Genomic DNA, 25,042 nt, shown 5'->3' on the forward strand with positions numbered 1-25,042 from the left:
ATTGATCTGAGCAATGTTCCCTAGGACATCCTTCGTCAGAATGTGAGATGAAAAAATTCCCTCAGATTGACTGAGGGAGGTTCGAGAAGGAGTATTTTTTTATTTGGCGACTATGCGGGGTTTAGCTGGGATCTGCGCTTAATTAGCTGGACAATTTCCGTTTTTTCTAAAATTCCCACTAGCACGCCGTTCTCACGAATTACAGGAAGTGAAGATAGCTGTTGTTGTTCGAGTAGCTGCACTACTTCTAATAATGGGCGATCGCATTGCACTGTGGTAGATAATGTATTTGGTCGCATGATGTCTCTGACTTGAGTCTCTGTCCACAGGGCTGTTGGGGTATTTTGCAAGTCTTTAACGGCGATCGCACCGATTAATTGTCCCTCATCATCTATAACTAAGAACCGACGCCAGTTATTGTCACTGACAACCTGCTGATCAGCAAACTCTCTCAAGGTTAAATTAGCCGAGACAATCGGGCTATTGGCTGTGACAACATCCCCAGCAGTCAACCCGATGAGTTGTTCCTGCACTCTGCCAAATTGAGCAGAACTACCAGCATTTTGCAGCAAGAAGAAACCAATTAGGGTGTACCAGGCGTTAGTCAGGCTGCCATATATGACTAAGGGAAGTAAACCATAAACCACCGCCACCCAACCAAAGAGTTGTCCGATGCGGCTGGCAAAAACCACACCTTTATAGGGTTTGCCTGTGATTTTCCAAACTAAGGCTTTCAGTATATTTCCGCCATCTAATGGCAAGCCAGGAATCAGGTTAAATAAGGCTAATGCTAGGTTAACAGATGCCAGCAAGTTGAGAATTGCTCCTAAGGGACTTGATATAGTGGTAGCAAAACCAATGGCTGTGGCAGTGGCAAATAGTATTAAACTAACTATTGGCCCGGCGATCGCTACCCAAAAAGCATCAGCTGGTGTTTCTGACTCTTTTTCTAAGCTGGCTAAACCGCCAAATATAAATAGTGTGATCGATTTAACTTCAATTCCCTGGCGAATAGCGACAAGGCTATGTCCTAATTCATGGGCGACGACAGAGGCAAATAACAACAGCGCTGTTAGCAATCCTAGTACCAAAGCTAACCCCCCATCTAATTGGGGAAATTGCGCCGCCAGTCCACCGCTATAGCTCCAAGTTACCAGTCCTAGAACTAAAAACCACGATGGATGGATATAGAAGGGAATTCCCCAGAGATTACCAACGCGAATTGTGCCATTCATGCCCTGTACCTTTAATTTTAATTTTGAGCTATTGGCTCACTCTCGATGTCTCTAGTGTAACGATGTGTAAACAAAAATGAGAATTTCTAACGGTAGTGGTGTCCGGCTATAAAGGTGCGGTTATTGGGAATTAGTGCTATCCCTTCAAAAAAGGTGCGGATGTATCCCATAGAAAACTGACAAATCCGGCGCTTCACCCCAAGGTACTTTCCCACAGACTGAACCTGTTTTGTCAAAATCTTTGATTTAAACAACTTTTATTATTTTTAGCTAGAAAAATAGTTCAATATTTGGATTTGGGTTATTTTTCTTTTTCCAGAGAAGTAAAGTTGTGTTAACAGTCTGTCTTCGCTACTACAGTTAATCCCCATTCAGTCCTAAACTTGCTACTACAGGTTGTCAAAGTTGCGTAGTATCTATCTCTAGATAGATATTTTGAGCTTGCAACCTGATAAATCCCTGCTCAACATCACTAATCAGTAACGAGTGCCATGATGGGAAAACGCCTCTTCAATATTCTTTGTGTATTTGCTGCGGCAGTGGTATTGGTAATTACACCTATTTCTGCTGCTTATGCGGCTTCGCTACAAATTGCACAACTAGCAGATAATGCTTCTGAGCCGAATCCTTGTGCTGAAAAGCCGATCGACCTTAAAACTTATGGGGGTGCTGAATTTCAGAATCCAAGGGAAATTTTATCTGAGAATGGTGTTTTGGAAACTCCATTAGAGGTCAAATACGGCTATAACAAAATCGCCGGATGTTCAGTCCATCTTCGTTCTTACAATGGCGAATTAGTGGGGCCGACGTTGCGTGTTAAGCCAAAGGATCTGATCAATATCAATTTGATCAACCGCCTCCCGCCAAACCCATTAAAAACGCCTACAAAGTCTACAGATCCTAATACACCACATGACTTCAATACAACTAATTTCCATACACACGGATTTCACGTTTCGCCCAGCGACGATTCTGACAATGTATTGAAACTAATGCCACCGAAGGCAAAGGAGGAAGATCCAGACCCTTCCTACGAGATCAAAATTCAGCTACCTTCCAAGCATCCAGCCGGTACATATTGGTATCATGCCCACAAGCATGGCTCGACGGCTCTACAGGTGTCCAGTGGGATGGGGGGAGCTTTAATCGTTGAGGGTGGACTTGATGAACTACCTGAGATTAAGAACGCACAGGAAAAAATATTTGTGTTCCAGCAGATATCCTATGACACCAAGGGCGAAATAGAAAATTATGATGGGTTCGGAGTAACACCAGTACCGCCGGATTCTTTTAACTTCGTATCCAAGTGGTCTTTATCAAAACGCCAGACTACGATTAATGGTCAGATTTACCCAACAATCAGAATGCGTCCAGGAGAAGTGCAACGTTGGCGTTTTATTCACGCTGGTATCTCCGATACAATCGAGCTAGCACTGCAATACCCAAACCACAAGAATATTCCGCTTCATGAAATCGCAGTTGATGGTATCACCCTAGGTAAGAGAGACTCGTGGGATGAGCTTGAACTTGAGCCTGGCTATCGCAGCGATGTGCTAGTACAAGCAGAAAAAGTTCCTGGAATATACCATCTCGTAGATATTGCAACGACACCGGAAAAATCCCTCCGGGGAGTTGGAGAACCTGGACAGTACCTCGCTAAAGTGGTGGTAGAAGGTGAGCCTGTGAAGATGAACTTGCCAGATGACTCTAAGATATTGGCGGTAAAACAGCAAGATGCGCCTCCAGATATCAAAGACACAAAAATTGGTCACAAGAATGTCGAGTTTGATTTTTACAAAATTAATGGCGAACCATTTAATCCGGATGATGCCAATCCCATCTCCCTAAAACTTAACACCGCTGATGAGTGGACTCTTAGCTCGAAAGCTGCCAATCATCCTTTCCATATTCATGTCAATCCTTTCCAGTACACGCGTAAAGATCCTAGTGGCAATGATGAGTTGATTTGGCGGGATACACTACTGGTGAGACAGGGTGAACCTGTAAATATCCGCAGCCGTTATACGCTATTCACTGGCGAATTTGTGCTGCACTGTCACATCCTAGACCATGAGGATCTAGGAATGATGAAATTCGTCAAAATAGAGGAATAGGGCAGAAAAGCCTGATTTTTGAGCAGTTTCTCATTGCCAAATTTAGAGATTTGGATGACTGATATAGACCAAGATTGCGATCGCTTACCCAGTCAGAGAAATAGTCTTTTTCGCCATTGAAGGCTCAACCAACAAGGGTTGAGCCGATTGCAACACTGCATCCAGCAACCCTGGAAATAGCGCCTCTAAATCTTCACACCGCAACTGATTGATGTGCTGTGTGCCTTCTTTGCGAGTCAAGACTACCCCCGACTCCCGCAAAATCTTAAAGTGGTTAGACATGGTGGACTTGGCAATCGCAAAATTAAACTCAGCACAACATTGCTCTCCCTTAGTCGCCAGCAACCGCACAATCTCTAGCCGTACTGGGTCTCCCAAAGCATAAAGCACTCCCGGTAAACAAATATCTTTTTGATCTGGATGATATAAAAATCTCATAGTTGCATTATCTCTTAAGATGACTTATATTTTACTTATTCGATAATATCGAATTAATGAATTAACTCAAGAGGGCAACTATGTCATCCATTACAAATGTCACAGAAGCCACATTCAAGCAAGAAGTCCTGGAAAGTGAAACTCCGGTCTTGGTTGACTTTTGGGCACCTTGGTGCGGCCCTTGTCGGATGTTGGCTATAGTCGTCGATGAGGTTGCTAACGAGTACGAAGGACAGGTGAAAGTAGTGAAATTGAATACAGATCAAAATCCTACCGTCGCCAGTCATTATGGGATTCGTAGCATTCCGACTCTGATGGTGTTTAAAGGGGGTCGGCAAGTCGATACTGTTGTGGGGGCAGTGCCCAAAGCTAGCTTAACCAAAACTTTAACACAGTATATTTAAGCAGTTGTAGAGTTGTAACTGTTCGGCTTTAGATAGTGGAATCTCTGCCAGGGAAGAAGCGCAATGGATTTGAAATTAGATGGTAAATCTGCGCTAGTGAGTGGTTCAACCGCAGGCATTGGTTTTGCGGTTGCCCAAGCACTAGCCCAAGAGGGTGTATCAACAATTATCAACAGTCGGACTGAAGCAAGAGTAGCCCAAGCGATCGCTAAAATTCAAAAATTAAACAAATAACCAATGAATACCGAGATTAATTTATTCTCTCCCTACCAGTTAGGTGACTTAGAACTGCCTAACCGGATAGTCATGGCGCCCTTAACCCGACAAAGAGCAGCAGAGGGAAACGTTCCGCACCAACTCAACGCCACCTACTACACCCAACGAGCTACCGCTGGACTGATTATTTCAGAAGCAACTCAGGTTTCTCCTCAAGGACAGGGCTATCCCCATACACCAGGAATCTATTCACCAGCACAGGTAGCGGGTTGGCGGTTGGTAACAGATGCCGTGCATCAGCAAGGAGGGAGAATTTTTCTGCAACTATGGCATGTAGGCAGAATTTCTCACCCTGACTTGCAACCAGATGGAGCATTACCTGTGGCACCTTCTGCCATTGCACCTCAAGGTCAGGCGTTAACATATCAGGGTTTAAAACCCTTTGTCACTCCCCGTGCCTTGGAAACCTCAGAAATTCCAGGAATTGTAGAACAATATCGTCAAGGTGCAGCCAATGCCCTAGCAGCTGGGTTTGATGGAGTAGAAATTCATGCAGCCAATGGTTATTTAATTGACCAGTTTCTCCGAGATGGCACAAATCAACGCACCGATAAATATGGGGGCGCGATTGAAAATCGGACACGATTGCTGTTGGAGGTGACAGAGGCAGTAACTGGGGTGTGGGATTCTCAACGGGTGGGGGTACGTCTTGCACCCAGTGGGACATTTAACGATATGCATGATTCTCATCCCCTAGAAACCTTTGGTTATGCGGCTCAAGCTCTAAACCAGTTTGATTTAGCATATCTGCATATTGTTGAGGGACTAGAAGGAGACATCAGACATGGTGCAACCCTTGTACCTACTAGTCATTTGCGGCAGAAGTTTACAAACACACTGATAGTCTGTGGTGGTTATACTCGTGAAAGAGGCGATGTTGTATTGGCAAACAAAGCAGCAGATTTAGTTGCCTTTGGTATTCCATATATAGCCAATCCTGATTTACCCCAACGGTTTGCGCTAAATGCACCGCTGAATCAGCCAAATCAGACAACCTTTTATGGTGGTGGTGAAGCAGGATATACAGATTATCCCAACTGGGCGCTAGCGAGCAAATAGCCAGTCAGTAATCCTTAATCCGGTTTTTAGATCGATAATAAAAAGCGCTACAGCAGCATATTTTAAACAAGAGGAGATTTTCATGAGTGCAATCACCCAGATTCAACCCCTAGATGTACCCAGCGCTATAGTTCAGCGTCGTTCAATCAAAACTTTCAAATCAGACCCCATAGCCCCAGAACTACTTAAGCAACTGGTAGAGTTGACTGTGGCTGCACCCAGTAGTTTTAATACCCAATCCTGGCGGATCATCCTCGTCCAAGATGAGGCGCAAAAGGCAGCTTTATCAGCAGCATCTTGGAATCAAAAGCAAATTACTCAAGCCCCTGTTACCTTTGTTTTTGCCGCTGATAGCACCGCAGGTGAACAAGATTTGACACCGATTCTAGAGCAAGGACACCAAACTGGGGCATGGAATGAGGGCACAGTCGGTTACTTTAAAACCGCTATTCCCCAATTTCAAGCTGGACTAGGAGATAAGCGACGGGAATATGCGATTAAAGATGCGATTATTGCTGCCACCCATTTAGTCTTAGCCGCAGAAAGTCTGGGGTTATCCACCTGCTTTATGAATGGCTGGATTGAGGATCAGGTGAAGGCTGTGATTGGGGCAGAGAATAATCCAGATTTAGCGATCGCCGTTTTAGTACCTGTTGGTTATGCCGCAGAACCACGCTTGAATCCCGGTCGTTTACCCTTTGCCTACAACGTCTCTGTAGACACAATCGGCAACCCCTACCAGGGCTAAACCGATATGGGGAAGTGGGTTATCCTCTCTCCCCTTCCCCTTATCCTTGGATTGTGCCATATCAGCGCCAAAGCCAAAAGCTAGAAGATTTTCCTCACCTACAGCGCTGGTTTGAGACGATAAAAAATCGTCCGGCAACAATTCGCGCTTATGAGAAGGCAGAAGCATTTCAAAATCAGGCGTTGGATATCGAAAAATCACGGGATTTGTTATTTAACCAATCGGCGAATACTATCCAGCATTGATTATCTTCAGCATTTCACAATTGGATCATTGAAGATATTCTCACAAAACCTCACCCTGTTTGTTGATGGGTAAGTTGTGTATTAATGGCTATCGAAGTCACCGGGGTCTGTTTGCCTTGCTGCAAGAGTCGCCCTAAAACAAATGTAAATGGTGGAAGTTTAATTCCCATAGCACCTTCTACAAGATGGAATACTCCACCCGACGTGGCAATCAGCATATCAACTCCACAGAACTCACCGTAGCAATGAGGAATCTTTAAAGCCTGTTCCAATATTGGTGTGGGCCCCATATTCATCGCAATCAAGATCGGCTGATCATCAGCCGTACCATGAATGAGTACACACCAGAAACCATTATTCCTAGAGCATAGTAGGGTACGGGTTCCACTCTGAATGAGTTTGTTTTCCAATCTAATTTCGGCAAGTTGTCGAATTAGTAAAAAAGTTGGGTGGTTTTTATTATATGGGTCAAAACTTTTGCGGTTAATCGGCCCAAACTCCCACACACAGGCAGGGTTATCAAACATATCTTCCCGCACGTAGCAATCATGACCAATCCAATCTTCTGTATCATGACGTTGATGCATCCCTAAAGCGCCAGAAAATTCTTGCTCTGTGCCTTGATAGATAGAAGGTATTTGTGGCCCTAAAATCAAACAAGCAAGTGCAAAATGTAACCGAACTCGCGCCTCGTCTTGGTTTCCTAGACGACTCAAAAATTGATGGAAGATTCTAGTTGTGTCTTGGTTATCGAGGAACATAATATTATTCCTCCAACCAGCATGATATGGGTGTGATGGCTCTAGAAAACCACAAAAATAATCTGCCAAACCCCCTAGCCAATGACCATCAGCTAAAGAATGCTTGATAGTATAATAAGTGGGATAGTCTATCAGATTTGAAAATTTCGCCCCATTGTAGGCAGTTACCTCTTCGTGAGTACTGCCAGCGTGTTCGGCTATTTGCAGAAACTGCTTTTTCCCAAAATAGCTAGCATATCTTGATATCTCTTCAACGCAAGGCTCCCAGAAATCAAGACCAACGTGACGTGCTGAATCGTATCGGAAACCATCAATGTCTGTTTCTGCAATCCAGTATTTAAGGTGTTGAATCAGTAATTCACGAACGTAGCTTGTCTCTGTTCGCCAATCTTCCAAGAAGCCAAATAGTCGTTGATTCACCATATCGGTGTATTCAGTTCCGTGGAAGAGTGATGTGTTCCGTGCTTCTATTGGAAAGGGCATTACCGCAGTTTCATCACCTTGCACATACTTGAACTCTCCCCCTGGTGGGCCTCCATATTCTTCCCAGTTAATACTATCTGCGATGTGATTGTTGACAACGTCTAAAATGACAGCAATGTTAGCTTCATGAGCTGTCTTCACTAGGTCACGCAGACACACAAGTGTACCCAGACGTGGATCAACCATCAATAGGTGGATAGGATGATAGCCATGATAGCCATCGGCAGCGTTGACATACACAGGGCTGAGGATAATTGCTCTGACTCCCAATGACTTCAAATATGTTATCTGCTCAATTACGCCCCGAATTGTTCCACCATGACTTGCATAGGGGGAAGAGGGATCATATTTGACTGCACTCAGTCCAGTGCGGTTGCTATCTGCACTACGAGCAAATCGATCAATGATGATTGAGTAAAATAGACGGCAATCCCAATCATCAGGACTAGATGTCATTGCAACCCTTGGTTTTGGCCCATATATGGGCTGATTGTTCACATACCCCAGAAATACAGATGGGATTTCAGCCATTGACCGGGGTGCTTCATCGCAGACTAGCAAAATATGCGATCGCTCTCTTGTATGCTCATTACCATAAGTATCCACATAACCCAATCTGTAGCGATATCCTCCCCCGTTACTTATAGGTGGTAGGATGACCGAAAATATTTTGAAGCCATTTTCTATAACGCTTTCAGTATGTGCCGTAATTCGATCTGAATCGCAATATCCTTGTCCATCATTCAACTCATAAGCTATCTGACCATAATCTGGATTTTTAGATAAGTGAACACCAAATCTGATGGAGATTTTTTCACCACTTCTAAACACCCAAGTATATGGTGCTGTACTAGGGTCTAGATGTACTTCACAGTATTCGTCAAAATAGCGCATATAGCATTCCTATGAATTAAAGATGGTGAGTTGGCCAACAAGTTATCTTCGGTGATGGACTTACCGATTTCTGTTTTTCTTGTCCAGAATAATTTTTTGGCTATTAGACGTTTTGTGATTCTGCTTATGACCACTAATCCACTAGTAAACCAGAAACGTAATTAACTACCAAAAACGCAGTTGCACCAAATGTATGATGTATTCTAAATACTGTCGCCAAGTGACTTTACTCGCCCCTTCTTGGCGTTCCTGAAAGACATAGGCTACTTCAGCAATTTGATGAATCTCACCTCGCCCAATTACTTCAATCAAAATTTTGTAGCCCAGAGGATTCATTAACCGCCCTGCGATCGCCTCTCGGCGCACTAAAAAATAACCACTCATGGGATCAGAAACACGCCCGACGACACTGGGCAAAATAATCAACCCTAGCAATTGAGCACCCCGTGACAAAATTCGCCGATTCAAGCGCCAATCACTAGTTCCGCCTCCTGTGACATGACGGCTAGCGACAGCAAGATCCGCTCCCTGTTCCGTCGCCTTCAGTAGCTTCATTAACACCTCTGGCGGATGTTGTAAATCACCATCAATCACCCCTAGCACTTGCCCTTTGGCAACCTGCCAACCCCTAATCACCGCAGTAGACAAGCCCCGTTCTCCCTGACGACGCATCACGCGCAAGCGAGGATAATCTGCCATTAGTTGCTGTGCAATTTCCCAGGTGCCATCAGGACTATCATCATCAATCACAACCAGTTCGTAATTATTGGGTAACGCTTCATCTAGCAAATAGCTCAACAGATGAACCACTGCCAAAATGTTCTTACCTTCGTTATAGGTTGGGATAATCAGCGATAAATAAACTGGCTCAGTCGGCGGTGCAAGTTCAGTTGATAACAGAATTTTCAGCGTTCCTGAAGGTACTGGCACAAGCGATCTCGATAAATTCACAATCATAATTCAGTTCTATTTCGGTTATTAGGTTTCCATTTTTTTTATATTCAGAAAAAACTAAATACACTGCATGATCAGCAGAAAAAAATCTGTATTTTTCCTAAGTACTATCTTTCAACACATCTACTTCTGTATCTCTTATTTGCCAGTTGAGCTTCCAGTTGAGCAAAAAATTCCAGAGAGTAACACAAATAATTGCCACCAATTTTGCCATATATTCATTCATTTCAAATTCATAAAACAGCCAATTCACAATTAAACTATTGAAAATTAATCCAAAAAAACAAATTAAGTTGAACTTTAAAAATCGCTGTAATCGCTGAGTGCCTAACTGTTGTCGAGAAGAAATATTACTAAATGTCCATACATCATTCCAAACAAAATTATTAATGATTGCTAACTCTGTTGAAAGTATCCCACTCGGAGTTAACCCCCAACCCAACAGTTTGTGCAGAACATAAAATCCTCCCAAGTCCACAAATACACCACTTAAACCCACTATGGCGAAACGAATCAGACGACTGACAAACACCCAAGAAAAATTTAAGAGCAGTCTATTTATTAGATTGTTAATTTCAAAACAATGATTCATTCGCCTTCTTCTCTCTTAAGAACTTTACTCCATCTCTAGCACTTATACAATCTCAAACAATACTGTTCACAACTGCTCAATTTTATCAAATTGCCATAAACCTCCAGGTGGCGGATTAAGTACTTTAATAGTTTTTAAAAAATAGGTTTTATCTTCCTCTATTTGATGAAATAAAGTACTATTATTTTGCATAAATAAAATATGATGATCATCTTGCGGAATCCGTAGTAGCTCATCATCTTTATCTTTTATTGGCAGTAGACGAACTTTTGGTGAATAATGACTTAAAGTTAGAATTCCTCCCAAATTAACAGGAGAGTTATTAATTACCAGTAAAGGTCTTTCTAATTGATTGAGAACTTCATCTGTTTCTCTAATAAATTTTGCAGATGATTGAGTCCACCAACTCTCAGCTTGAAAAAATCTGACATCAGAAATCAACCCAGCTATCAGCAATCCGATTATTGTGAATTGAGCAATTTTCGTCTGCCATATCTGTTTTTGGAAAATATGAAAAGCTAAAACATAGGCTACAATAATTTCTAGACTGAGATATAAAGGCAATTGGTAGCGCAATTGAATAGAGCGCACCCCTCCATAAATGAGGTCATATATCACTAAGAATAAACTGGTAAATCCTCCCAATAAAACAATCAATAGATTAGCTTGATTACTAGGCACTTTTATGATAAATAACCCCAAGTAAATAATTAAGGATAAACTGAATATTAACGCAGGAATAATATAAAATAAAGAACCTTCAAGAGTAAAACTATTAAATACTGATGTATCTGAAGTTAAATTAAGATCGAAAAATATTCGAGTTACTCGAATCCCAAAAATAGCGATTAGCTCGAAAGGATTATTTATCCATTTTATTGCCCACCCTGAAGTTAGCTCTAGTGCTGTGCCAATGTGGGTGATGAGTACAATTAACCAAGGCAAAAACATTAATAAAGCAGCAATCGTAGCAAGTATATAATTGAGTGAGGTTTTGCTGAAGCGAAACTGTTGTTGAATAACTGCATAAATACCATGAGATATCATCACCAAAACTGTGAATAAATGAGTGTATAAACCCAAGGCTAAAGTGAGAGTATAAACAGCCCAATTTCTTTTATTTTCTTGTCTGATAGCTCGCAATAAAGCAGCACTCGATACTAGAATCTCTACCATCCACAAACTGTATTGACGTGCTTCTTGAGCAAAATATAACTGCAAGGGAGAAACGGCAACTAACGCCATTGCTACCCATCCTACAACTGGTGACTCAAACAACTCTAAACACAGCCAATATACACTAGGAAATATCAACAGACTGATGATTGCTGATAAACTTCTCACTCCTGTCGGAGAATCTCCAAATACTTGCGCCCACAATCTCACCATTACGTAATATAAGGGGGGATGCTGTGGGTCTGAGGTGATTAAATAATTCACTGTATCAGCCACCCCACGCTCTGGATTAATGTGTTGATATTTGTCGAAACTAGTAATAGCAATTATGCCTTGATGGTGAGAAACTTCCTGTTTTAACTCGGCTATCGTGTGCCCAGAAATTGCTACAGATGTCCAAGATTCATCACAGCAGTATATTTTTTTTTCCAGATGGGCAAAACGGAAGAAAATGCCTAACCCGATGAGGCTGATTATCAAGATTTTAAACCAAGTCGGGGGACTTGCTTTTACTAATAATTGCGGATTGTCCATTTATTGCAGATGTCTCATTAGAGAAAAAACTATTAATATAGCAATATTAAATCACTGGTGAGCGTTACTTTTAGAGTGTTTTAGCAAACTATAATGCATGACACTATCGCTAACAACACCCCAAAAAATACTCAGAATTCAAATAGGATAGCTATAATCAATCACTATTTATTTTCTGAGCAACCACTACCATATCAATCAAATGTATTTTCTTTAAAGTTTCATTTTGATTAACTTGGTGTTCAAGGTCTAATATTTCTGCAACAGTTTCTATTGGTTTGACTGGTAGGCAGAGGCGGGCTTGAATTTGGGGATATTCGATATATGTACCGACCGGCATATTTTTATGAGTATAAAACTGAGAATGGTATGCCTCCCATTGCTTGATAGTAAATAGTGGTGTGGCAGGAAGTTCATAAGATGCTGATTGAGATTTAAACTCATCTCCAAAAGTCTTTTCCAATGTCGGATTAAACGGGTTGCTCAGAAGCGTTTGGAACAGGTCAAAGGGTATATATCGAATCCCCAATCCTGCGGAATGTCCATTTTTACAAGTTTCAAAAAATTCTTCTCTGCTAATTATAATATGCTCATTATTAAACTCTTTAGGGGCACGAAAGTGATAAAGAACGGGAGACTTACAAGCAAATATCACTAAAGACCCGTTTGGTTTTAGAAAGTTATAAAAAGCAGCAAGACTTTCTTGGATAACATCTAAAGAAATATGTTCAAAAATATGCGAACAAATGATTAGATCAAAAGTTCCATATTTCGATATTTCTTTGCTTTGCATTACATCATTGAGAAGTTGGACTTTTTCACTTTTTAGCGGTAATGAGTATATTTCTTGGAGCAATTGCTCATATTCCTCAGTTTGTACAAAGTCATCATCCTGTAATTTTGTTAATAGTTCTTGGTCTTCGTTGATTAGACACTTAGCTACCACTGAAGCGTGCAAAAATCTCTTGAGGTCTGGTTCGACCATAACAATCTTTTTAGCTGACCATAGACGAGGAAGTAATCTTCCTAATCCACATCCAGCATCAAGAATAACTGCATCAGATGTAATCAAATCCTGAATGTTATTAGTCCAGACTTCCCGGTCTCTAGCTTTCCAGGCTTCATGAGCCAGATTTGTAACCCGCTGGTGTGGGTCAACCGTTTCATAAGCAGTAGCGATAATTTTCTTCACTGAAAGATACCTCATTGATGCTAATTTATGACTTGGTTGTCGCCTATTAAAAACAGCTATTAATGGGCGAAAATCGCATTTTTGAATTTATTAACTAACGGATTACGTCGCTTTAATTTTCTTATTATCTAATATTTGTCCATCAGCAGTTAATAATTTATCATCTATTGGAATATATGCAAAATAATTGAATAGAATGACTGATATGACCAGAATAATTAACCCTTCCAGAATCATCAAAAACCCGATTCCCCGCCCTTGACCAGTTTCAATCAACCGCCCAACAGTACCAGCAAGAACACCATCAGTAGATAACATCGGTTCTAAAAATCCGTCGGTTAATGGACTGGCAATAAGATTACCAAAAGCCCCACCCAATCCTGCCACAGTGTAGAACAATGAAAGCACACGTCCCTGAACATTTGGTTGAACGCTAGTTTGCAAAATTGTACTATTAGTGCTTAGAATAATAGGCACGGTAAAAAATGAAAGAAAAATGCCCAAGGCTATGGTAGGGATAAAGGGTTTAATGCCAGCAATTACTAGACCTATCCCATTTAAGGCAGAAAATATAAACAGAGTAGATATAGATTTTTTTCCTCCTCCCCAGATAGTCATAACGACGCTACCAGCAACCATTCCACAGCCAGCAATTGACATTACAATCCCAAATGTCGTAGGGGAACAAAAGGATAATATCAGCGGATTAATTAAGACAGATGTCATGCCATTCACAACAAAATAAATTGTCATGAATGCTAGTAGAATTAGCAAGAAGAAGCGAGATGAAATCTTTTCCCAGCCGTAAACAATGTCATTAAGGATAGCAGTCATTCCCCTAGTTGACAAAACACTAGTTTCCGGCTGAGGAATATGAATAAATAGTAAGGTTAACAATGTAATGAGATAGGTTGACAAATCAATCAACAACAATCCCTGAAGTTGTACATTGGCAATGAGTATACCCGCCAAGATGGGTGCAGCTAGTTGTCCTACTGCGGTGCTGAACTGAATCAAACCATTAACCCTCCCCATCTGATTGCGAGGAACCATCATCGGTAAGGCAGCTGCCTTCGCAGTCATTTGAAAGGAACCGCAGACTGAGGTAAAAAATGCCGAGACGTAAGTGTGCCAGAGTTGTAGATGACCTTGCAGCAGCAGTATAGCAAGTGTAAGCGTAATTAACGTCGCAGCTATTTCACTGAAAATAATTGTCCATTTTCGATTCCATCTATCTACTAATACACCCACAAAGGGAGTGATTAATATACCTGGTAATGCTGTTAAAAATAAAATTAGACTTAATTCTGTAACGGCGTGAGTGTTTTGATAAACCCAGATACCTAAACCAAATCCTGTCAGTCGATTTCCGATTTCAGACAAAGACTGTCCTAACCAGAAGAGAGTAAAATTGCGGAACTCACAAATTAGTGCAATTAGTTGAGTTAGATATTTCATAATTCTGTTTACTGGTGTACCGCTCTATCTCACAAGCTACGCGCAGTTTCTGGGACAGGAGAGGATCGTCTTTTCTCATTGGTCAAGGTTTCAGGTACATTTACGCTACGGTAACATAGTTTTGTTTATTTACGCCAATCTACTTAAGTGTATCATTTTTTGTTTGGGGTTCCCTATGATGTAGCTACAGTAACATAATATAATTGACTGGCTGATATTTTTTATACTGGGCAAAAAATAATTTTTGTGTTTGTGAATGAAGCCAGGATATCAAAGGCTGTCAATCACAAGCTGCGTAAAGCTTCTGGGACATGAGAGGATAGTCTTTTTTCGTTTTTTAGGTATATTTACGTCTTGTAACATATTTTTGTTTATTTACGCTTATTTAACTTATTTTTCTCTCTGAGAAGAAAAATTTTATCTAAAGAACAGATGTGTTAGATACCCAAACGCTCTTAGTTTCTCATCCAAGCTGGTGCGATCGCCTTCTTTTCCTTTTTTTCAAGACGCTACCCAAACGGCACTGCACTCCTCACAATCAGCTACAGCGGGGGGTTAATCCATCGCTAGCTCTAAACGATAACGAAGCTTTCAACCCATGTTCCGCATTTTAACTAATAGTATCAATTAATTACATTACCCAGAATAGTAATACGGATTTTTTAGCAAAAAGCTAGTGAATTATGACTTGCTTCCAATCCTAGGAAGAGAAAGCCTTTCAACAGATTTACGTAATTATCAAAACCAAACAAATAGTAGTATTTTATACTTTTAAGTTGAATATTCGTATTTTGCCAGTCTTTTAAGTATTGCATTTGTCTAATAGATGTCATATCTTTAGCCTTATCTAAATAAATATATTTAGAAATTTAGAAGTATGCATAATTTTCTAGATCCAGGGCGAGTGTATCCCAATAAAAACACCTACATCTCAAGAAAAACCAGAATAATCGGATTAAGCCATGATTACTAATAATGGTTTAGGCAATTGCTATTAACTCGTAAAAGTTCAATCGAACGCTAAAGTTATTCTTATGCCAAAACATTGTTATTTTTCTCAATCCTAATTGAGATGCTCTGAACCTGGTTCTAAATCACCTATTTGTATTGGTGTTGTATAATTTGTAAAAAAGGCTTATAACTAGATTACTTTTAAACTAACGAAAAACATCTTGCTATCTCAAGTTATTGGATATGCTTAAGTATTTAATTCGATGATTACTTCATCAACTAACTAATTGAAGTATTTAAAATTAACCCTATTAACCTAAATCATCCCGCATTTATGCAACGCCTGTTTTCACCATGTCTCCCCCCCCTAACAAAGTCCATTACCCTAGTGGATGTTTTACGGCAACATGCTCTGCAACAGCCGACGAAAGATGCTTTTATTTTTCTTAAGCACTCTATGGATCAGGAGATGCCTGAAGAAACAAGATTGAACTACAGAGACCTCGATCAAGCGGCTCAGGACATAGCCTATCTTCTCCTTCGGCAAAAAGCCACCAGTAGTCTACCTGTTCTATTAGTTTTTCCTCCGGGGTTAGCGTTCATAAAAGCTTTTTTCGGATGCCTCTATGCCGGCATGATTGCGGTGCCAGCCAACCCACCCCGGCGCAATCAAAGTCTGAAACGAATAAAAACCATCGTAGCGGATTCGGGAGCACAGATCGGTCTCACCAGCGAATCGTTGTTGAAAACTTTGCAGGCATCAGTAGTAGATAGCTCAAACTTGGAAACCTTGCAATGGCTGCCGACTGACAACCTAGGGATAAATAGTGCCGATGACAGACAAGAACAAGAGACTCTACCCCAAGTTAACTCCGAAGCCATAGCGTTTTTGCAATATACATCAGGCTCGACTGGAGACCCAAAAGCTGTGATGGTGAGCCACAGCAACCTGATCCATAACGAGCAAATGATTCAACAAGCTTTTGGACATGATGCCGAGACTCGCTTTGTGGGCTGGCTACCTCTTTATCACGATATGGGCTTAGTGGGTAATGTGTTACAGCCATTGTTCTTGGGTGTTCCCTCGATTTTGATGTCTCCAGTAGACTTTCTGCAACAGCCTTATCGTTGGTTGAGGGCTATTTCTAATTATCGGGCCACCACTAGCGGTGGACCTAACTTTGCTTACGATTTATGTGTACGAAAAATTACTCCAGAGCAGCGTTCATCCATAGACCTCAGCAGTTGGCAGTTAGCCTTTAACGGAGCAGAGCCAATTCGAGCGGATACCTTAACTGCATTTACAGAGGCTTTTGAACCCTACGGTTTTCGCAAAACAACGTTCTATCCTTGTTATGGCATGGCAGAGACCACCCTGCTGGTATCAGGAGGAGAAAAGCATGATCTCCCAGTTGTTTATTCATTAGACCGAGACGCTTTAAGCCGGGGAGAGGTGATTCCTAGCCAAGGTAATCAGGGGGATCAGGTCACTCAATTAGTAGTGGGGTGTGGTCACTCTTGTGTGGAAGGAACTGTACGGATTGTTAATCCGGAAACCTTGATTGGTTGTTTAGATTGCCAAGTGGGCGAGATTTGGGTGGCTGGCCCCCACGTTGCCCAAGGCTACTGGCATCAACCAGAGCAGACTGCACAAACTTTTAACGCCTACATAGCAGATACCAAAGAAGGGCCGTTTCTCCGCACCGGTGACTTGGGATTTTTGCAGAATGGTGAGTTGTTGATCACAGGACGCATCAAAGATGTGATTATCATCCGGGGTCGTAATCATTATCCCCAAGATATTGAACTAACAGTAGAGAAAAGTCATCCAGCACTTAAACCATGTAGCAGTGCAGCCTTTGCAGTAGAAATCAACGGGGAAGAGCGACTAGTTATTGCTCAAGAGGTAGAGCGGAATTATCTGCGAAAACTCGATGTAAATGAAGTAGTTGGAGCCATCCGCAGGGTAGTATCAGAGCAGCATGAGCTACAACTTTACGCCGTGGTGCTGCTGAAGACGGGAAGTATCCTCAAGACATCTAGTGGCAAAATCCAGCGCCAAGCCTGTCGCACTTCATTCTTAAAAGATACTCTGAGTGTGGTAGGTCTTTGGAAGTCAGAGGATGAGTTACTAAAAAATCAAGGATCACCAAACGAATCTAACTTAAATTACCCGAATATTTTAGAAATTCCCAGATATAATCTAGTACCTAAACCTTTAACTAGTAGCTCTAAATATACTATTGAGTCTCTACTGAATTGGATTGAAGAATGGCTGGCTAAGAAATTAAAAATAGACCCGAATAAGATTGATGCTAGCAAATCTTTTGCAGATTATGGCATGGATTCAGTGATGGCGATTGAGTTATCTCAAGCATTAGGGGACTGGCTAGAACATCCTCTAGAAGCAACTATACTTTGGAATTTTTCCACAATTGAATCTTTGGCGCAATATTTAACCACTGAAATACAATTGACAACATCCTCTTCTTCAGAGCAACAGTTGAAGACTGAACAAAAAATTTCATCAGAAGTCAATTACACCTCTCAACTAGAAATTGATGTCTTAATTGAACAGGAAATATTAGAGTTAGAAAAGTTGTTGGAGAGAGGGAAATGAGCAATATTTCCGAACCTAGTCATGAGCAAGCATCTTCATTGCCACGTTTACTTAATGCTCTGAAGCAAGCTCGTACCCAACTCGAAGACACGGAGCGCCAAAAGACCGAGCCAATAGCTATTGTTGGCATGGGATTTCGTTTTCCAGGGGGTGTAAAAGACCCAGAGACGTTTTGGCAACTATTACATAATGGAGTAGATGCTATTACAGAAATTCCTGCCGATCGCTGGGATGTTGAGCATTACTATGATCCCGATCCCGATGCTCCAGGAAAAATATACACCCGTCATGGTGGGTTTTTAGATCAGGTAGATCAGTTCGACCCTGAATTTTTCGGCATTGCTCCCCTGGAAGCGATGGACATGGATCCACAACAACGGCTGCTTTTAGAAGTTACCTGGGAAGCCCTAGAAAATGCTGGACTAGCACCAGAGCGACTCAAAGGCACGCAAACAGGATTGTTTGTGGGAATTAGCTCAGACGATTATGCCCAACTAAGTGTGACTTTTGATGATTTAAATCGCCTTGATGCCTACAGGGGGTTAGGTAACGCTCGCAGTATTGCTGTTGGTCGCTTGGCATATATCCTGGATCTACAGGGATTGACGATGCAATTAGATAGCTCTTGCTCATCTTCTCTCCTGGGTATTCACGTAGCCTGTCAAAGCCTGCGTTCTGGTGAGTGCAATCTAGCCTTAGCCGGTGGCGTAAATTTGATGCTTTCCCCCATTAACACAATCTTGGGGTGCAAACTTCGTGCTTTATCGACCGATGGACGCTGTAAGACTTTTGATGCAGCGGCTGATGGTTATGTTAGGGGAGAAGGCTGTGGCATGGTGGTACTGAAGCGGCTCTCTGATGCCATAGCCGATGGTGACAACATTCTCGCTTTAATTCGGGGTTCTGCTGCCAACCATGATGGCAAAAGTAATGGACTAACTGCCCCTAACGGCTCTGCTCAGGAGGCTGTGATTAAGCAAGCTTTAGCGAATGCTAGGGTGAAACCAGAGCAAATTCAATATGTGGAGGCACACGGTACAGGGACACCCTTGGGAGATCCGATTGAGGTGTTGGCTTTGGGGAAAGTTTTGGGTCAAGGTCGGTCAGAACAGGAGCCGTTGATTATTGGTTCACTAAAAACTAACTTTGGTCACTTGGAAGCAGCGGTGGGGGTAGCAAGTTTAATTAAGGTAGTTCTTTCTTTGCAACATCAGCAAATTCCACCCCATCTTCACTTTCAAAATCCTAATCCTTATATACCTTGGGATAGACTGGCGATCGCCATTCCCACCGAGTTAACCCCTTGGCCTAGACAAGATGGGCCACAGTTAGCAGGAGTTAGCAGCTTCGGGATGAGTGGCACAAATGTGCACATAATTGTGGAAGCAGCACCTAATCAATTAAAAATTCAAAATTCAAAATTCAAAATTCAAGATCATATCCAAGAGTGTCCGCGACATCTTTTGACAATCTCAGCCAAAAGTGAACAGGCTTTGCGGGATTTGGCACAAAGCTATGAGAGTTTTTTAAGCAACCACGCGACAACATCTATTGCAGATATCTGTTTTACGGCTAATACAGGGCGATCGCACTTCCACCACCGACTAGCGATAGTTGCCCAAACAAATGAGCATTTACAACAACAATTAAATACCTTCCTGAAAGCAACCCCAGCTACTGGGGTGATCAACGGTCAACTGACTAGCAACAAACGCCCAAAAATCGCCTTCCTCTTCACAGGACAAGGTTCCCAGTATGTGGGCATGGGAAAAGAACTATATCAAACCCAACCAGTCTTCCGCAAATACCTAGACCAATGTGATCAACTCCTCAGTTCTGATTTAGCACAACCCCTACTGGAAATCATCTATTCAGAAACCAGCGAAAATCCCCTACTAAATCAAACAGCCTACACCCAACCTGCCCTATTTGCCATGGAATATGCCCTCTTCCAACTATGGAAATCTTGGGGAATTCAACCAGATGTAGTCATCGGTCACAGCGTCGGCGAATACGTAGCCGCTTGTGTAGCAGGCATCTTCACCTTAGAAGACGGACTCAAACTAATTGCCCATCGGGGGCGGTTAATGCAACAGTTAACCGAAGTTGGTGAGATGGTAGCAGTAATGGCATCAGCTGCACAAATACAAGCAATCATCAACCCCTACACAGACCAAGTAGCAATAGCCGCCTACAACACAACCAACAGCATCGTTATTTCCGGCGCCAAAGCAGCCATTAGAGACATCTGTAGCCAATTAGCAGCCCTGGGGATCAAAACCAAAAATCTTCAGGTATCCCACGCCTTCCACTCCCCACTGATGGCGCCGATGTTGGCAGAGTTTGCAGACATAGCCGAGCAAATCACCTACAACCAACCGCAAATTCCGCTAATTTCTAACCTCACAGGAAAACCTGCCACAGCAGAAATCACAACTCCCCAATACTGGGTAAATCATATCTCCCAACCAGTTAAATTCGCTGAGAGTATCGCCACATTACATCAGCTTGGTTATAAAATCTTCTTAGAAATTGGCCCCAAACCGATATTGTTAGGCATGGTACACCAATGTATTCCTGAAGGAGAGCATTTGAGCCTACCTAGCCTATATCCCAAGCTAGAAGACTCCCAGCAATTACTTCAAAGTCTAGCCACACTTTATATACATGGTGTGCCAATTAATTGGGATGAATTTTACCAGGATTCCTCCAACCGCACAAAAATTGCCTTACCCACTTATCCATTTCAAAGACAACGCTACTGGATCAAGAGGAATCAAGGGGTTGAAGATAAATTCACCAATACCCGATCCAATCAAGGCAACAAGCGGCATCCCATTTTAGGATATAGATTACCTGACCTAGCTGCTCTCCCTCATACATACATCTGGGAAACAGTAGTAGATGAGTTTTATCTCGCTTGGTTAAAAGACCATCAAGTGTGGGATACCGTGATCATGCCCCATACCGGCTATCTGCAAATCGCCTTTGAAGCAACTCAAGAAGCTTTCAACCAGCCATGCAGCCAAATCAGCAACTTGAAACTTTACTTTCCCCTGTTCTTGTCCAAAGAAGAAGAGCAAAAAATTCAGGTGATTCTCTCCCCGAAATCCCCAAGTCAGATGTTGCTGCAAATATATAGTTGCCGACTCAGTACATCTTCATCCCCACCAGAGTGGACTTTATACGCAGATGCACAAGTTTCCTCTTCCACAACCTACCCAGAGCAAACAGAGCATTTACGGAGGTTAACAGAAGTATGAAATTTGGTTTAATGTTCTTTGCCAGCAGTGAAGATGCCCTGGTTGGGGATAAATACAGCCTAGTGATTGACAGCGCCCGATTTGCTGATCAACATGGGTTTTCCAGTATTTGGACACCAGAACGACATTTTACTCAATTTGGCAGCCTCTACCCCAATCCGGCGGTGTTGAATGCCGCTTTAGCCAGAGAAACCCAACGGATTCGCTTACAAGCAGGGAGTGTAGTCATGGCCCTGCACCATCCCATCGAGTTAGCAGAAGCATGGGCTTTAGTAGATAACCTATCGAATGGGCGTGTGGGGATATCTTTAGCATCCGGTTGGAACCCCAGTGATTTTGCTACCTGCCCTGACAAGTATGGCGATCGCCACCAACTCGTTTTTAGCAATCTAGAAATTCTCCAAAAACTCTGGCAAGGGGAAACGCTGAAAATTACCGACGGTAAAGGACAGCCCGCAGAAATTCGCATTTATCCCACCCCAATTCAGCCCCATCTCCCCATCTGGATCACAGCAGCAGGCAATCCTCAAACCTTTGCTAGAGCCGGAGAAATAGGGGCAAACCTGTTGACTCACTTACTCGACCAAGAGGTAGAAACCTTAGCAGAAAAAATTGCCCTCTACCGCCACTCTAGAGCTAGCCATGGTCATGATCCAGACACAGGAATAGTCTCATTGATGTTGCATACTTATGTGGGTGCAGACTTTGAAACAGTTCGTGAACAAGCACGAAAACCTTACTGTAATTACCTCAAATCTAACATTGGACTCCTCAAAGGACTAGCCCAAAGCCGAGGACATGACGTAGATATCACCACATTGCCTGAGAGCGACCTAAATGAATTTGTCAACTTCTTATATGATCGATTTGCTACTTCCAGAGGCTTGATTGGTACCCCGGAAACTTGTCTGAAGTTACTAGAGCAGCTTGATAGGATCGGGGTTGATGAGGTAGCTTGTCTACTAGATTTTGGTCTGACTAAAGAACTGATTCTCGGACATTTGCCTGATCTCAATCAACTGCGAGAACTGTATACTAATCGAGCCACCACCACAAGAGAGTATCAGCAATCGGTCTTGAAAACTGCCCTAAATGGGTCTACCCTGGTTACACCTTCAACCTTACCAACTACTGCTCCCACACAAGAAACCCTAGAAACGATCCGCTTACGATGTCAAGACCAGAGAAATGCTCTAGAGTTTTATCAATTACTGCAAGGGCATGGGTTACAACTGGGAGAAACCTATCGAGGAATTCAAAATCTGTGGTTAGGTGAGGACGAAGCCTTAGCCCAAGTTAAGTTACCAGCTGCCGTAGCCTTCGGCAATGGGTTTCAAGTGCGCGCGGCGGTGTTGGATGCTTGTCATCAAGTTTTAGGGGCAACATTGCTCAGTCAAACCTTAGCCGATGCTCAGAGTTCCTCCCCGGAGATGTCTTTGTATTTACCAACAGGGCTAAAGAGTTTTCAAGTTTATGAATCTCTTGGATCTGAAGTTTGGAGTCATGCTGTAGTCCGTAACCATGGTGGGACTGCTCAGGAGTCAATTGAGGGAGATATTCAGATATTTAATCCCGCTGGCAAACTGGTGATCAAAGTATCTGGCTTGCAGATGCAACGCACCAGTTCTGTGGGAAACTCAACAAGTCTCAAACACCAGGGAGCGGATTGGTTGTACGAGTTGCAATGGCAACCCCAGCCCTGGTCAGAGGTTTTGTCAGCCACAACATCAGAGCCAAGTCGGTGGTTAATCTTTGCCGATCGCTCTCAGGTAAGTCAAAACCTAATTGAGCTGCTACAAGCTCAGGGTGACACCTGTGGGATCATCCGTTATGGTCAGCATCAATCACAGGCATCTGAACATGACTTCACCCAGATTCTAGTGAATCCTGGCGATCAAGCCCAGATGCAACAGCTAATTTGCCATGCCTTAGCACCAGAACAACCACCCTGTCGGGGAATTGTGCATCTGTGGAGTTTAGATGTTACCCCCAGCCAAGAAACGACCTTAGCATCTCTGCAACAGGATCAAATCTTGACTGTCACGAGTTTCCTAAACCTTGTGCAAGCAGTTACTCAAAGTTCAGAGGCTCAAATTCCCCCCCTTTGGGTAGTGACACAAGATGTCCAAAAAGTGGGTTTAGAAAAGACTCCTCCCTCTCCTGCACAAGCTCCGATTTGGGGATTAGGGCGAGTTGTAGCCACAGAATTACCCAAAGCCTGGGGAGGATTGGTAGATTTAGACGGGGATTCCGCTCCTGAAGCATCTGCTAAACAATTACTGCAAATATTGCTTGGGTGCGATCGCGAAGATCAGCTAGTTCTTCGTCAAGGACAGCCCCATATCCTGCGCCTAGTTCGCAGTCAAAAAACACCAGTATCACCCCAGTCCATCCAGTTGTCACCAAAAGCCACATATCTAATTACCGGGGGATTTGGGCATTTCGGGCTCTCAAGTGCCAAATGGTTGGCAAAAAAAGGAGCAAAACACCTAGTTTTAATGGGACGACGCCCCCCATCCCCTCAAGGATCGGAGGCGATCGCCGAATTAGAAAAGGCTGGGGTGCAAGTCCTCGTTCTCCAAGCCGACGTATCCGATCTAGCGGCAATCACTCACGCTATCGACACCATCAAATCTACCTGTCCACCCCTACGGGGAATTTTTCATATTGCAGGTTTTAGCCAACAAAGCCTGTTAGCAGACATCACTGTTGATGATTTGGCGGCAATGTTACGTCCTAAAGTTTTTGGCACCTGGAACTTACACCAACTCACCTTGGATCTCAATCTTGACTTCTTCTTCAGCACCTCTTCCATGTCTCCAGTATTTGGATCTCAAGGACTTGGACATTATGCAGCGGCCAATTACTTCCTGGATATTTTTGCTCACTATCGTCACAGCTTAGGTAAACCAGCATTAACCGTCAATGTTGGCGCTTTGGCAGGAGGGGGTATGGCTCTAGCCTCACCTGAAGGGGAGAAATACACAACTCAGATTGGCTTGAATTTAACCTCCCCGGCTGATTTACTTGATGTAGCAGGGGGCTTCTTCCAGCAAGAAAAAACTAACAGTGTAGCTAATATCGTCGTCGCCGATATGGATTGGTCTATCTTCAAACCCCTTTATGAAGGGACTACTGGCAAGCTGCTGCTAGGACAAATAGACGAACATTCGAGGGGTTCTGCCCATCGAAAATTAGGAAACCGGGATATCTTTTGGCAACAGTTAGAGTCAGCCCCTGAAAGTGAGCGTTATCACCAAATAGTCGCTTATTTACAAAACGAAGTGGCCAAAATTTTAGGCTACTCTGCCAATCAGCCATTGTTCAACCCAGAAGTAGGGTTTTTTGATCTGGGGATGGATTCTTTGCTCGCTGTCGCTTTCAAGAACAAGCTGGAAAATAGCCTGGGTTCTCCTCTGCCAACTGTATTAATTTTTGAGCGTCCTAATGTTATCAGTTTAACGGAATATATAATAACAGAAGTGTTCAATTGGTCATCTTCAGAAGATGATTTTCAGTCCGCACAAGTCCAGCAGGAGCTACGCTTTGAAACAGAACTTTCTCAGACAATAGAGCAATTATCAGAGCAGACATTAGAGGATTTGATTAACAAAAAATTAGCCAGAGCCTTGGAGGACGATTAAA

General features: G+C 42.7%; 16 protein-coding genes and 2 pseudogenes. 9 read left to right on the plus strand and 9 right to left on the minus strand.

Going from position 1 to position 25,042, the window contains the following annotated elements; translation table 11 throughout:
• Window positions 1-110: 110 nt before the first annotated feature.
• Both H6G32_RS06395 and H6G32_RS27045 read right to left on the minus strand, forming a co-directional pair.
• Window positions 111-1,235 carry a site-2 protease family protein gene (locus H6G32_RS06395; protein WP_190456261.1) on the minus strand — a complete coding sequence of 375 codons (1,125 nt, stop codon included), beginning with the start codon at window positions 1,233-1,235 and terminating at the stop codon, window positions 111-113.
• A gap of 86 nt (window positions 1,236-1,321) precedes the next feature.
• Window positions 1,322-1,450: a hypothetical protein gene (locus tag H6G32_RS27045; RefSeq protein WP_255502405.1), complete on the minus strand. Its 129-nt coding sequence runs from the start codon at window positions 1,448-1,450 to the stop codon at window positions 1,322-1,324.
• 279 nt (window positions 1,451-1,729) lie between these two features.
• Between H6G32_RS27045 and H6G32_RS06405 the strand changes: the two genes are divergently transcribed.
• The gene (locus tag H6G32_RS06405) at window positions 1,730-3,349 is read left to right on the plus strand and encodes a multicopper oxidase family protein (RefSeq protein WP_190456265.1); all 1,620 of its coding nucleotides are present in this window, start codon (window positions 1,730-1,732) and stop codon (window positions 3,347-3,349) included.
• A gap of 84 nt (window positions 3,350-3,433) precedes the next feature.
• Here H6G32_RS06405 and H6G32_RS06410 read toward each other — a convergent pair whose 3' ends face one another.
• The gene (locus tag H6G32_RS06410) at window positions 3,434-3,787 is read right to left on the minus strand and encodes an ArsR/SmtB family transcription factor (protein WP_190456267.1); all 354 of its coding nucleotides are present in this window, start codon (window positions 3,785-3,787) and stop codon (window positions 3,434-3,436) included.
• Window positions 3,788-3,867: 80 nt separating this feature from the next.
• Here H6G32_RS06410 and trxA point away from each other — a divergent pair, with 80 nt between their 5' ends.
• The 5 genes and pseudogenes from trxA to H6G32_RS06435 form a co-directional block, all read left to right on the plus strand.
• Window positions 3,868-4,191 (plus strand): thioredoxin, encoded by a 324-nt coding sequence (trxA, locus tag H6G32_RS06415; protein WP_190456269.1) that lies wholly within the window; start codon window positions 3,868-3,870, stop codon window positions 4,189-4,191.
• A 63-nt stretch (window positions 4,192-4,254) separates the two neighbouring features.
• Complete coding sequence (locus H6G32_RS06420; RefSeq protein WP_199328016.1) at window positions 4,255-4,425, plus strand: SDR family NAD(P)-dependent oxidoreductase; 171 nt, start codon at window positions 4,255-4,257, stop codon at window positions 4,423-4,425.
• Window positions 4,426-4,428: 3 nt separating this feature from the next.
• Window positions 4,429-5,526 (plus strand): alkene reductase, encoded by a 1,098-nt coding sequence (locus tag H6G32_RS06425; RefSeq protein ID WP_190456271.1) that lies wholly within the window; start codon window positions 4,429-4,431, stop codon window positions 5,524-5,526.
• A gap of 82 nt (window positions 5,527-5,608) precedes the next feature.
• Window positions 5,609-6,274, plus strand: a complete 666-nt coding sequence (locus tag H6G32_RS06430; RefSeq protein ID WP_190456273.1) for a nitroreductase family protein — start codon at window positions 5,609-5,611, stop codon at window positions 6,272-6,274.
• A gap of 41 nt (window positions 6,275-6,315) precedes the next feature.
• Window positions 6,316-6,519, plus strand: a pseudogene (locus H6G32_RS06435) (thiol:disulfide oxidoreductase); the annotation flags it as partial.
• 50 nt (window positions 6,520-6,569) lie between these two features.
• Here H6G32_RS06435 and H6G32_RS06440 read toward each other — a convergent pair.
• The 6 genes and pseudogenes from H6G32_RS06440 to H6G32_RS06465 all read right to left on the minus strand — a co-directional run bounded on the left by H6G32_RS06440 (window position 6,570) and on the right by H6G32_RS06465 (window position 14,563).
• On the minus strand, window positions 6,570-8,657 hold the full coding sequence (locus H6G32_RS06440; protein ID WP_190456275.1) for an alpha-amylase family glycosyl hydrolase: 2,088 nt from the start codon (window positions 8,655-8,657) through the stop codon (window positions 6,570-6,572).
• A 171-nt stretch (window positions 8,658-8,828) separates the two neighbouring features.
• Window positions 8,829-9,614 (minus strand): annotated as a pseudogene (locus H6G32_RS06445) (polyprenol monophosphomannose synthase); the annotation flags it as partial.
• Window positions 9,615-9,711: 97 nt separating this feature from the next.
• Window positions 9,712-10,203, minus strand: a complete 492-nt coding sequence (locus H6G32_RS06450; protein WP_190456280.1) for a GtrA family protein — start codon at window positions 10,201-10,203, stop codon at window positions 9,712-9,714.
• A 66-nt stretch (window positions 10,204-10,269) separates the two neighbouring features.
• Window positions 10,270-11,913 (minus strand): glycosyltransferase family 39 protein, encoded by a 1,644-nt coding sequence (locus H6G32_RS06455; protein WP_190456283.1) that lies wholly within the window; start codon window positions 11,911-11,913, stop codon window positions 10,270-10,272.
• A gap of 157 nt (window positions 11,914-12,070) precedes the next feature.
• Window positions 12,071-13,105, minus strand: coding sequence for a class I SAM-dependent methyltransferase (locus H6G32_RS06460; RefSeq protein WP_190456286.1), 1,035 nt, complete (start codon window positions 13,103-13,105; stop codon window positions 12,071-12,073).
• A 102-nt stretch (window positions 13,106-13,207) separates the two neighbouring features.
• Window positions 13,208-14,563 (minus strand): MFS transporter, encoded by a 1,356-nt coding sequence (locus H6G32_RS06465; protein WP_190456288.1) that lies wholly within the window; start codon window positions 14,561-14,563, stop codon window positions 13,208-13,210.
• A gap of 1,285 nt (window positions 14,564-15,848) precedes the next feature.
• On the opposite strand from H6G32_RS06465, the gene H6G32_RS06470 reads away from it, so the two are divergent.
• Genes H6G32_RS06470 through H6G32_RS06480 form a run of 3 tightly spaced genes read left to right on the plus strand, consistent with a single transcriptional unit; the run spans window position 15,849 to window position 25,041 of the window.
• Window positions 15,849-18,134 (plus strand): AMP-binding protein, encoded by a 2,286-nt coding sequence (locus H6G32_RS06470; protein WP_190456290.1) that lies wholly within the window; start codon window positions 15,849-15,851, stop codon window positions 18,132-18,134.
• On the plus strand, window positions 18,131-21,397 hold the full coding sequence (locus H6G32_RS06475; RefSeq protein WP_190456292.1) for a type I polyketide synthase: 3,267 nt from the start codon (window positions 18,131-18,133) through the stop codon (window positions 21,395-21,397). Before H6G32_RS06470 ends, H6G32_RS06475 begins: the two co-directional genes overlap by 4 nt.
• On the plus strand, window positions 21,394-25,041 hold the full coding sequence (locus H6G32_RS06480; protein WP_190456294.1) for a type I polyketide synthase: 3,648 nt from the start codon (window positions 21,394-21,396) through the stop codon (window positions 25,039-25,041). Before H6G32_RS06475 ends, H6G32_RS06480 begins: the two co-directional genes overlap by 4 nt.
• The last annotated feature ends 1 nt before the right edge of the window (window position 25,042 follow it).

The organism is Cylindrospermum sp. FACHB-282 (assembly GCF_014697195.1).
In the GTDB taxonomy this organism is placed as follows: domain Bacteria; phylum Cyanobacteriota; class Cyanobacteriia; order Cyanobacteriales; family Nostocaceae; genus Cylindrospermum.

What these genes read in the sequence shown, in the direction of transcription:
- H6G32_RS06395 (WP_190456261.1), bottom strand. Translation starts at nt 1,235, where the DNA reads ATGAATGGCACAATTCGCGTTGGTAATCTCTGGGGAATTCCCTTCTAT.
- H6G32_RS06440 (WP_190456275.1), bottom strand. Translation starts at nt 8,657, where the DNA reads ATGCGCTATTTTGACGAATACTGTGAAGTACATCTAGACCCTAGTACA.
- H6G32_RS06420 (WP_199328016.1), top strand. Translation starts at nt 4,255, where the DNA reads ATGGATTTGAAATTAGATGGTAAATCTGCGCTAGTGAGTGGTTCAACC.
- H6G32_RS06480 (WP_190456294.1), top strand. Translation starts at nt 21,394, where the DNA reads ATGAAATTTGGTTTAATGTTCTTTGCCAGCAGTGAAGATGCCCTGGTT.
- H6G32_RS06410 (WP_190456267.1), bottom strand. Translation starts at nt 3,787, where the DNA reads ATGAGATTTTTATATCATCCAGATCAAAAAGATATTTGTTTACCGGGA.
- H6G32_RS06470 (WP_190456290.1), top strand. Translation starts at nt 15,849, where the DNA reads ATGCAACGCCTGTTTTCACCATGTCTCCCCCCCCTAACAAAGTCCATT.
- H6G32_RS06405 (WP_190456265.1), top strand. Translation starts at nt 1,730, where the DNA reads ATGGGAAAACGCCTCTTCAATATTCTTTGTGTATTTGCTGCGGCAGTG.
- H6G32_RS06455 (WP_190456283.1), bottom strand. Translation starts at nt 11,913, where the DNA reads ATGGACAATCCGCAATTATTAGTAAAAGCAAGTCCCCCGACTTGGTTT.
- H6G32_RS06425 (WP_190456271.1), top strand. Translation starts at nt 4,429, where the DNA reads ATGAATACCGAGATTAATTTATTCTCTCCCTACCAGTTAGGTGACTTA.
- H6G32_RS06465 (WP_190456288.1), bottom strand. Translation starts at nt 14,563, where the DNA reads ATGAAATATCTAACTCAACTAATTGCACTAATTTGTGAGTTCCGCAAT.
- H6G32_RS06430 (WP_190456273.1), top strand. Translation starts at nt 5,609, where the DNA reads ATGAGTGCAATCACCCAGATTCAACCCCTAGATGTACCCAGCGCTATA.
- H6G32_RS06450 (WP_190456280.1), bottom strand. Translation starts at nt 10,203, where the DNA reads ATGAATCATTGTTTTGAAATTAACAATCTAATAAATAGACTGCTCTTA.
- H6G32_RS06475 (WP_190456292.1), top strand. Translation starts at nt 18,131, where the DNA reads ATGAGCAATATTTCCGAACCTAGTCATGAGCAAGCATCTTCATTGCCA.
- trxA (WP_190456269.1), top strand. Translation starts at nt 3,868, where the DNA reads ATGTCATCCATTACAAATGTCACAGAAGCCACATTCAAGCAAGAAGTC.